Raw genomic sequence first — 9,431 nt, 5'->3', positions numbered from 1 at the left:
CTCGCTTCTCTTTCGCCAAGACGTTGCTCATCCGCGCGGTGGACCCGATCGGGCCCCGCGCTGTCAACGTCCCGGACGCGCTCCCTTCGACTGGCCGGTTTTCAGCCCGCCCTCACTGGCCGGTTTTGGGTGGCCACCGAGGGAGCGGGTGAGCCCGTCTTCTAACTCGAGCCCCGATGGACCGAGCACGTCTCGATCGCAGGCTTCGATCGTGAGCCGATGGTCCGGCAGCCCCCGCGCTTGATTGGACACCCGCTCGTGCTCCAAGCGAACGAAATCAACTTCCTTTCGCAGAGCGACTCTGCCCCTCCCCCGAGCCTGGCGACAACGAACGCACGCAGGTGACGTCGACCCCTTGAAGAGGACGGTACGAGGGCACCAATGAGTTTCTAGGCCGCGAGAGCGCAACGCTCCCGCATCTCCGCTAGCCGGAGAGCGAGCCTCGATAGGTGTTGGGTGCAGAGTCCTCGACTCGCACCAGCATTCGAAACGAAGCCAGAGAGCCGCGAAGAGAAACACGCGATCGCGAACTCACCGACGGCGCATCGCCACGCTGCCGGACGGACGGTCTCCGTCACTTGACGCCACCGGGCCTGATAGGTGTTAGCCGGTTGCCTTCGGATCCCAGAACTCGACGGCAAACTGAAGGGTGCGCAGCAGCGGAAACTCCTCTGGAACTGCCGCCTTGGCTAAGCGGCGGCCCACAAGGCCGGACCTGATCTCAATCAGGAAGTCGCGTGCGAACAAGACGCGACCACCAGAAAGCGGTCTTCCGGACTCCCCTCCCCCGTAGACGAAGAGACCTATCTGGTCGATCTCTGACGGGACATCAACGCCGTCGAACAGCGCAGGAATGTACTTGCGCCCTGCCGCGAACTTCTTGGCGTAGCGCTGCTCCCGGACGGCCCAGCTCGACGCATCGAGAGACGGTTCGATGTGTACGAGCCGCTTCAGACCCGGATGAAAAGCCACCACATCGAGTTCGCACTCGTAGCCGCCAGCGGGTCGCTTCCCGACTTGGATGTTCCGACGCACGAAGTAGCCTTGGAACTCGTGCCACTCGGCGACGAGGGACTCGAGGTGGTTCCCAGCCATGAACCCCTCATCCGGCTAACGGATCGGCGCTCAGCTGCCGGCAAGGGCCGCCACCGTGGCGGACCGGAGCACCGATGTTCGTTGCCAGACCCTACTACGGCCGATCGGAGCGCGGCCCTTGACGGTCAGCTGCAGCGCCTTGTTGGGCAGCGCTCTTTCAATGGGACAAAGGAGGTGGAGCGTAACGGCACGCTCTGATCCAGTGACTACTGCTTGCACATGTTGCCTTCGTATCGCCATGAGAGGATGGTTCTTGATTCATCGACGGTGAAGGTCGTCTTGCATGTGCGAGGTACGGCCACCGCCATATTGCCCACAGGTACAGCGACGGCGCCGCCGTGGGAGTCCCATGTGTACATCGTGCGCCCGTCCGGAAGTGGGTAGGTGCTGCTCGGCGGGCCCCACGATTCGATCAACCTTGAGACGTCAGCGCCGACCCACGAGTTGAGCATCTTCTCGTAGCCACCGGCTGTCGCGCAGGAAGTCATGACCACGGCTGCGAGAATGCAAAATGCGAGCGCGATGCCGGCGAAGTGGGCGGTGTCGACTCTTCGGGTTCGCATGAAGCCTCCGCGGCTGCCCAACAAGTATTGTCCGGCACCCGGCCCCCTGGCCGAGCGCGTTGATATCGTTTCGCGCGGTGGCCGGAAGGTCAACCAGGTTCTCGTCCTTCCTGGGTTCTCTTCCGCCATCGATCTCTGGTAACAGTTACCGGAGCTTGCTTGCGGGGCAGATTCGGGCCGGGCGTGCTGTGCGAGCGATCCGGGGAAAGTGACTCGACGCAGGTCACGTCGAGCCGACAGGCCGTCGACCCGGCGGGCCGGCTTCCTGGGCGCAGCGATCGGCCAGTCCGACAAGCGCCGCTAGCTCGCGGTTGGCTCCCGCAGCACCCCGTCGCGCACCAGCGCGTCGATCCGCTCGCGCGAATATCCGAGCCGCGTGAGCAGCTCTCGCCCGTGCTCGCCGATTTCGGGGGCGCGGGTGGCGGGGCGTTTGGGGGCGCCGTCGAGGTGGATGGGGCTGTCGACGGTGCGCAGGCCGGGGCGGACTCCCGGGCCGACGACGGGGCGGAAGACGCCGTTTGCGATCATCTGCGGGTCGTCGGGCAGGTCGTCGATTCGGGCGATGATGCCGAACGTGACGCCGTGGCGGTCGAGCTCGGCGCGCCAGTGCGAGAGGGGGTGCGCGGCGAAGATCGGGTCGAGGATTTCGACCAGGGCGGGGGCGTTCGCGCGGCGCGGGGCGAGCTCGGCGAAGCGCGGGTCGCTGCGCAGGTCGGGCCGGCCGATCGCGTCGGTTAAGCGCGACCACTCGACGGCTTCTTGCACCATGGCCAGATACAGGCCGCGGTCGTCGGCGCAGACGTAGCTGTTGACCAGGGCGTTCAGTGACTGCGAGCGCGGCGGCACCTGGTAGGTCTTGCCGCCGCAGAGCGCGGCTTGGATGAGGAGTGAGTTCGACCATGCGCCGTTTGCGATCAGCGACGTGCGCACGCGGCGGCCGCGGCCGGTGCGCTCGCGGTCGAAGAGCGCGAGGGCGATCGCGCCGAAGAGCGCCGCGGCGCTGGGGTTGTCGCCCATTCCCGCGGTCGCGAAGCCGAAGTCGCCGCCGCCCGGGCGCACGGAGTCCATCAGGCCCGAGCGCGCCCACCAGGCGGTCGCGTCGTAGCCGGGCTTCTCGACCTCTTCGCCCGCGTCGCCGTAGCCGGTCGCGTGCGCGTAGATCAGGCGCGGGTTCGCGGGCGCGACGTCCTCGTAGCGCATGCCGAGCTTGGCCAGCACCGACGGGTGCAGGTTGGTGATGAACACGTCCGCGCCGCGCACCAGGTCCATCGCGACCGCGCGGCCCTCGGGGCGCCGCACGTCGAGCGCGATCGACTTCTTGCCGCGCGAGGTCAGGATCCAGCAGTAGTTCTCGTCGCACTCTGGCAGCGGCTTCAGCTGCGGCAGGTAGCGGTACGCGTCGCCGATCTGCGGGTGCTCGATGTGCACGACCTCGGCGCCGAAGTCGCCCAGGATCGTGCCGGCCGCGGGCGCGAACACGAACGTCGCGAGCTCCACGACGCGGATGCCTTCGAGCAGGTATTTCTCGCTCATGACTCGTCCTCCCATATCGGTTCGTGCGTGCCGAGCTTCGCGGCCGGACGCGCGTAGCGCGGCGGGGTCTCCGAGAGCTCGGCTGCGTGGCGCACGGCGCGAAGCCGGCCGAACGCGGCGTCGCTCTCGTCGATGCGATCGGCGACGTCTTCGAGCGCCAGGTCGCGCGCGCCGAGCCCGCCGTCGACGCGGCCCAGGCTGCGGATCCAGCCGCCCGTCTGCGCCAGCGACACGCGCACGTGCCAGCTCCCGCCCTCGCGTGCCTGGCGCAGCCGCGCCATCAGCGCGCCGAACGCCATGAGCTGCCCGGAGGCGTGGTCGAGCGCCTGCGCGGGAAGCTCCTTCGGCCCGTCGATTCCCGCGGCGCGGCCCTCGTCGCAATTGAAGCCGGTGGCGGTCTGCACCAGCGAGTCGAAGCCGCGCTTTTCCGACCACGGCCCGACGTGGCCGTAGGCCGAGAGCGAGACGTACACGATTCCGGGTCGGATCCGCGCCGCGTCCTCGGGCGAGAAGCCGTGCCGCGCGATCGCGCCCGGCCGGTAGCCCTGCGCGAAGACGTCCGCGCGCTCGAGCAGGCGCGAGAGCGACGCACGTCCGTCGGCGGTCTCGAGATCGACGAACGCGGAGCGCTTGCCGCGCCCGGAGTCGATCACCAGCCACTCGATCGACGGGAGCGCTGGCGACGCGATGCGCAGCACGTCCGCGCCGTGCGCGGCGAGCGTGCGGCCGCAGACCGGCCCGGCGATCACCCGCGTCAGGTCGAGCACGCGCAGTCCCGAGAGCGGCCGCTCGCCCGCGCCGAGCGCCCGCGGCGCCGCGTCGCCAATCCGCTCGATCGTGAAGACGGGCAGGGCCTCGAGCGCGCGCGCCTGCGGGTGCCGCGACCACGTCTCGTGCTCTCGCAGCATCGCGACGACGCAGCCCGCGGCGCTCGCCTCGCTCTCGAACTTCTCCGCGTCCCAGCTGGAGAGCGCCTGCTGCACGGCCTCGCGGTCGTCCGCGCAGCCGAGCAGCGCGATCACGCGCGCGCGGTGGTGCGCGAAGTTCGTGTGCAGGCGCACCGTGCCGCCGTCGCGCGTCCGGTACAGCCCGGCGATCGGATCCCAGAGCGCGGCGGGCGCGCGACCCTCGACGCGCAGGTAGCGCTCGCTGCGGAACTCGATCGCGGCCGCGCGCGCGTCGACAGTCACGGCTTGCGCGCGCCCGGTCCGCAGCCGCCACAGCTCCGCCGCCGCGAGCCCCGCGGCGGCGATCGAAGCCTGCGCCGCGGTCGCGATCCGGAACGACGACGGCAGCACCGGGTCGCCGCCGGCCAGGCTCATCCGCGAAAGCGCGTCCGGATCGCCGCCCGCGAGCGACCAGAGCTGCCGCAGCGCCGCGGCGGCGTCGCTCATGCCGCGAGGAACTCCCCGAGCACCTCGAGGAACTTCTCGAGCTGATCGTGGTGCACCCAGTGACCCGCCTTCTCGACGTTCACCACCTTGGCGTTGCGGAAGTGACTGGCGCGGCCGTCCTTCACCGGGTCGCTCGCCCAGCTCTCCGTTCCGCGGATCAGCAGCGTCGGACAGGTGATCCGGCCCCAGAGCTCGCGCGCCTCGTCGGCGTTGAACGAGTAGGGCGAGAACGCGCGCACGTAGTTGTCGAACTTCCAGCTGTAGCTGCCGTCCTCGTTCTGGTTCACGCCGTGCACCGTCAGGTGCCGCGCCTGCTCGGGCGAGAGCTTGGGGTTTTCGGACTGCATGCGCGTGAACGCCTCTTCGATCGACGCGTACTTGCGCGGCGAGCGGCCGGAGAGCGCGCGCATCTGGTCGATCCACTCCGTCATGCGCCGGTGGACGTGCAGCTTCGCGCGCGCGGCGATCATCGCCGGCGGCGGGCCCAGGCCCTCGATCGCCACCAGCTTCGCCACGCTCTCGGGGTAGATTCCTGTGTAGGACAGGCTGATCGAGCCGCCGAGCGAGTGCGAGACGATCGTGATCGGCGCGAGCTTCTTCTGGTGCACGAGCTGCGCCAGGTCGTAGACGTAGTCGATCATTCCGTAGTTCGCGCCGGTGACCCAGGCCGAATCGCCGTGACCCCGAAGATCCGGCGCGAGCACGTGCCAGTCGCGGCGCAGCCGCTCGGCCACCCAGTCCCAGTTGCGGCAGTGGTCGCGGCCGCCGTGCACGAGCAGCAGCGGCGGAGCGCTCTCGTTGCCCCAGTCCACGTAGTGCAGCCGCAGCCGGTGCGACCAGAAATAGCGCGAGGTCGGTCCGAGGAACTCTGGTGTCATGCCGGCATGATGGCAGGCCCGCGTCGATCGGGTAAAGATCAGCCATGGCCAAGCACGGATCGCGCGTCTCCGGCCGGCTCTCGCGGGCCGAGCTCGAGGAGCTGGTGCACAACGGCGAGATCGAGACCGTCGTCACGGTCGTGCCCGACATGTACGGGCGGCTGGTCGGCAAGCGGATCACCGGCGCGTACTTCCTGGAAGAGACCGCCGAGCACGGCATGCACGTCTGCGACTACCTGCTCGCCTGCGACATGGAGATGGACCCGGTCCAGGGCTACGCGTTCACGAGCTGGGAGAAGGGCTACGGCGACGTGCTCTGCAAGGTCGACTGGGCCAGCCTGCGCCGCGCGAGCTGGCTCGAGAAGAGCGCGATCGTGGTCTGCGACGTGTTCGACGAGCGAAGCGGCGCGCCGGTCGACGTCGCGCCGCGAACCATCCTGCGCCGCCAGCTCGCGCGCGCCCGCGAGCTCGGCTTCCTCGCGCTCGGCGCCTCGGAGCTGGAGTTCTTCGCATTCCGCGAGAGCTACGCGAGCGCGAGCGCCAAGGGCTACCAGGGACTTGCGACCTTCGGCGAGTACGTCGAGGACTACCACATCCTGCAGGGCACCAAGACCGAGCCGCTGGTCGGCGCGATCCGCCGCAACCTCGAGGCGTCGGGGATTCCCGTCGAGTTCAGCAAGGGCGAGTGGGGCCCGGGCCAGCAGGAGATCAACCTGCGCTACTGCGAGCTGCTCGAGATGGCCGACCGCCACGTGCTGTACAAGAACGCGGCGAAGGAGATCGCCGCGGCGCAGGGGCTCGCCATCACGTTCATGGCCAAGTGGGACGCGGCGATGGCCGGCAACAGCATGCACGTGCACACGAGCCTCTGGGACCTGGCCGGCGAGAAGAACGCCTTCGCCGGCGACGAGCCGCTTCCCGGCAGCCCCATGCGCGCGTCGAAGACCTTCCGGTTCTGGCTCGGCGGACTGCTCGCGCACGCGCGCGAGATCGCGCTCTTCCTCGCGCCCACGGTGAACAGCTACAAGCGCTTCATGGAGGGCACGTTCGCGCCGACCGCGATCGCCTGGGCCGCCGACAACCGCACCTCCGGCTTCCGGATCGTCGGGCACGGATCGTCGCTGCGCAGCGAGTGCCGGATTCCCGGCGCGGACGCGAACCCGTACGTCGCGTTCGCGCTGCTGATCGCCGCCGGGCTCGACGGAATCGAGCGGCAGCTCCAGCCGCCGCCGATGCTCTCGGGAAACCTCTACGGCGCGAAGAACGTGCCGCAGATCCCGCGCACGCTCGGCGACGCGATCGCGGCCGCGGAGTCCTCCAGTTTCGTGCGCGGCGCGCTCGGCTCCGACGTGCTCGAGCACTACCTGCACTTCGCGCGCGTCGAGAAGTCGAAGTTCGAGAACACGGTCACGACCTGGGAACGCGCGCGGTACTTCGAGCGGATCTGATGCGACCACGGATCGGCATCACCACCTACGGACCCGAGGGCGCGCGCAGCTCCTTCTCGCTGCCGCGCTGCTACTCCGACGCGGTGGCGGCGGCGGGGGGAATGCCGGTGCTGCTGGTCTCGGGCTCGATCCCCGACGAGGAGCTGCTCGGTTCGATCGACGCGCTGATCGTCGCGGGCGGCGGCGACATCGGCCCGGAGTCGTACGGCGGCGCGGGCCACGAGACGGTCTACAGCGTGAACCCCGTGCGCGACTCGTTCGAGATGTCGCTGCTGCGCCGCGCGCTCGAGCGGACGGATCTTCCCGTGCTCGGCATCTGCCGCGGCATGCAGGTCATGAACATCGTGCTCGGCGGCGATCTCGAGCCGCACCTTCCCGACGTGTACGGCGAATCTGTGCTGCACCGGCTGCCGCCGCGCGAGCCGACGCAGCACGGCGTACGCGCGGAGCGCGCCGGCGTGCTCGGCGAGATTTTCGGCGGCGACGAGTTCCCGGTCTGCTCCTGGCACCACCAGGCGCTGCGCCGGCTGGGCAGCGGCCTGGCGGTGACGGCCCATGCACCGGACGGTGTCGTCGAAGGCGTGGTCTTCGACTCGCACCCCTTCGCGCTCGGCGTGCAGTGGCACCCGGAGATGCAGGCGCTCGACGACGCGCGGCAGCTGCGCCTGTTCGCGGCGCTGGTCGACCGCGCGCGCCGCTCGCCGTGAGCGAGGCGGAAGGAACCGTTCTCACGGTCACGCGCGGCGGCTGCGACGTGGTGCACGGCGAGCAGGTGATCAGCCTGAAGCTGGTCGGAAAGCACGCCCACCGCGAGATGGCGCTCGCGGTCGGCGACCGGGTGAGCTTCGACCCGCTGCGCAAGATCGTGATCGACGTGCTCCCGCGCCGCACCGTGCTCGCGCGGCAGCGCAGCTTCGGAAAGCCGCGCGAGCAGGTTCTGGCCGCGAACGCGGATCTGCTCGCGATCGTCGCGTCGGTCGCGAGCCCCCCGTTCCGCTCCGGCGCGGTCGACCGCTTCCTGCTCGCCGCGCACCTGGGCGGCCTCGAGGCGATCCTGGTGGTGAACAAGCTCGACCTGCTGCAGCCCGGCGCCGCGCTTCCCGACGAGATCCGCGCCTGCGAATCGGTGCTCGAGGTGTTTCCGGTCTCGGCGCGAACGGGCGCGGGGCTCGAAGCGTTCCGCGCAAAGCTCGCGAGAAGCACGACCGTGCTCGCCGGCCACTCCGGCGTGGGCAAGTCGTCGCTGATCAACGCGCTCGAGCCGGAGCTTCGGCTCGAGACCGGCGAGATCAGCAAGTGGGACCGCGGCTCGCACACGACGTCGGCCTCGACCTATCTGCGGCTCGCGAACGACGCGGTGGTGATCGACACCCCGGGCGTGCGCGAGATCGCGGCCGGCCCGATCGACCCGAGCGCGCTGGGCCCGGTCTACCCCGAGATCGAGCTTCTCTCGGCGGGCTGCCGCTTCCGCGACTGCCGCCACCGTGCCGAGCCCAGCTGCGCCGTGCGCGCAGCCGTGGAATCGGGCGCGCTCTCCGCCGCGCGCCTGGCGAACTACCACCGACTGCTCGACGAGGCGGTCGCCGTGGTAGGATCGCCCCCACGATGACCCGACTCACGAAGCTCTCCCGCTCGATCGCCGGACGCGCCGCACTCGTCACCGGAGCCGCGAGCGGCATGGGCCGCGCCACCGCGCACCTCTTTGCCGACGAAGGCGCACACGTCGCGGTGACCGACGTCGGTCGCGACGCGGTGGAGCGCGTGGTCGACGAGATCCGCGCCGCCGGCGGCTCGGCGCGCGGCTTCGCGATGGACGTCTCCGACGACGCCGCGGTCGCGCGCGTGGTGCCCGAAATCGCGGCCGCCTTCGGCCGGCTCGACATCGTGATCAACAACGCCGGCGTGATCCGCTTCGCGAAGATCGACGCCGACGACTTCATGGCCAGCTGGGACTCCGCGCTCTCGATCATGCTGACCGCGCACGTGCGCGTGGTGCGCGCCGCGCTGCCGTTCCTGCGCAAGTCCGACGCCGGGCGGATAGTGAACATCGCCTCGACCGAGGCGCTCGGCGCCACCAAGTTCGGCAGCCCCTACACCGCGGCGAAGACGGGCGTGGTCGGCCTCACGCGCGCGCTCGCGGTCGAGCTCGGCGCCGAAGGCATCACCGTGAACTGCATCTGCCCCGGCCCGATCCGCACCGCCATGACCGCCCCGATCCCCGAAGAGCACAAGGCGATCTTCGCCCGCCGCAACGTCGCCCTCGGCCGCTACGCCGAGCCCGAAGAAGTCGCGCACGGCACGCTGAACTTCTGCCTTCCCGCCTCGCAGTACATCACCGGCGCCACGCTCCCCGTCGACGGCGGCATGACGATCAAGAACGCATAGGCGCGCTGTCCGATCCCGGGCGCGCGAGAGCAGCCGCGCGGGCTACAGTGTGACCGTTGCAGCTCGCGGACCATCGAGCCCTGAAGGTCGAGAATACGCTTGCGCGGGAGCAAGAGGTCGGCGTGTGACTGAGCA

General features: G+C 69.9%; 8 protein-coding genes. 4 read left to right on the top strand and 4 right to left on the bottom strand.

Annotation, left to right across the window (positions count from 1 at the left end; genetic code table 11):
- Positions 1-603: 603 nt before the first annotated feature.
- The 4 genes from FJ108_16690 to FJ108_16675 all read right to left on the bottom strand — a co-directional run bounded on the left by FJ108_16690 (position 604) and on the right by FJ108_16675 (position 5,463).
- The gene (locus FJ108_16690; protein ID MBM4337526.1) at positions 604-1,095 is read right to left on the bottom strand and encodes a hypothetical protein; all 492 of its coding nucleotides are present in this window, start codon (positions 1,093-1,095) and stop codon (positions 604-606) included.
- A gap of 863 nt (positions 1,096-1,958) precedes the next feature.
- Positions 1,959-3,206, bottom strand: coding sequence for a CoA transferase (locus tag FJ108_16685; GenBank protein ID MBM4337525.1), 1,248 nt, complete (start codon positions 3,204-3,206; stop codon positions 1,959-1,961).
- Entirely contained in the window at positions 3,188-4,585 is a 1,398-nt protein-coding gene (locus tag FJ108_16680; GenBank protein ID MBM4337524.1) for a CoA transferase, read from the bottom strand. The genes FJ108_16685 and FJ108_16680 overlap by 19 nt, the downstream gene beginning before the upstream one ends.
- Complete coding sequence (locus FJ108_16675; GenBank protein ID MBM4337523.1) at positions 4,582-5,463, bottom strand: alpha/beta hydrolase; 882 nt, start codon at positions 5,461-5,463, stop codon at positions 4,582-4,584. Before FJ108_16675 ends, FJ108_16680 begins: the two co-directional genes overlap by 4 nt.
- 44 nt (positions 5,464-5,507) lie before the next feature.
- Here FJ108_16675 and FJ108_16670 point away from each other — a divergent pair, with 44 nt between their 5' ends.
- From FJ108_16670 to FJ108_16655, 4 genes are read left to right on the top strand one after another with little or no spacing between them, the layout of a single operon-like run.
- Positions 5,508-6,911, top strand: coding sequence for a glutamine synthetase (locus FJ108_16670; GenBank protein MBM4337522.1), 1,404 nt, complete (start codon positions 5,508-5,510; stop codon positions 6,909-6,911).
- On the top strand, positions 6,911-7,618 hold the full coding sequence (locus tag FJ108_16665) for a gamma-glutamyl-gamma-aminobutyrate hydrolase family protein (GenBank protein MBM4337521.1): 708 nt from the start codon (positions 6,911-6,913) through the stop codon (positions 7,616-7,618). The genes FJ108_16670 and FJ108_16665 overlap by 1 nt, the downstream gene beginning before the upstream one ends.
- Positions 7,615-8,520 carry a ribosome small subunit-dependent GTPase A gene (gene rsgA / locus FJ108_16660; protein MBM4337520.1) on the top strand — a complete coding sequence of 302 codons (906 nt, stop codon included), beginning with the start codon at positions 7,615-7,617 and terminating at the stop codon, positions 8,518-8,520. The genes FJ108_16665 and rsgA overlap by 4 nt, the downstream gene beginning before the upstream one ends.
- On the top strand, positions 8,517-9,296 hold the full coding sequence (locus tag FJ108_16655; protein ID MBM4337519.1) for an SDR family oxidoreductase: 780 nt from the start codon (positions 8,517-8,519) through the stop codon (positions 9,294-9,296). Before rsgA ends, FJ108_16655 begins: the two co-directional genes overlap by 4 nt.
- Positions 9,297-9,431 lie beyond the last annotated feature (135 nt).

Source organism: Deltaproteobacteria bacterium (genome assembly GCA_016875225.1).
GTDB lineage: Bacteria > Myxococcota_A > UBA9160 > SZUA-336 > SZUA-336 > VGRW01.
Note: the sequence above shows the minus strand (reverse complement) of the source record. Positions and strands in the feature narration are given on the sequence as shown.

Coding starts and splice junctions, on each gene's coding strand:
- FJ108_16690 (MBM4337526.1), bottom strand. CDS start 1,095: ATGGCTGGGAACCACCTCGAGTCCCTCGTCGCCGAGTGGCACGAGTTC.
- FJ108_16685 (MBM4337525.1), bottom strand. CDS start 3,206: ATGGGAGGACGAGTCATGAGCGAGAAATACCTGCTCGAAGGCATCCGC.
- FJ108_16680 (MBM4337524.1), bottom strand. CDS start 4,585: ATGAGCGACGCCGCCGCGGCGCTGCGGCAGCTCTGGTCGCTCGCGGGC.
- FJ108_16675 (MBM4337523.1), bottom strand. CDS start 5,463: ATGACACCAGAGTTCCTCGGACCGACCTCGCGCTATTTCTGGTCGCAC.
- FJ108_16670 (MBM4337522.1), top strand. CDS start 5,508: ATGGCCAAGCACGGATCGCGCGTCTCCGGCCGGCTCTCGCGGGCCGAG.
- FJ108_16665 (MBM4337521.1), top strand. CDS start 6,911: ATGCGACCACGGATCGGCATCACCACCTACGGACCCGAGGGCGCGCGC.
- FJ108_16655 (MBM4337519.1), top strand. CDS start 8,517: ATGACCCGACTCACGAAGCTCTCCCGCTCGATCGCCGGACGCGCCGCA.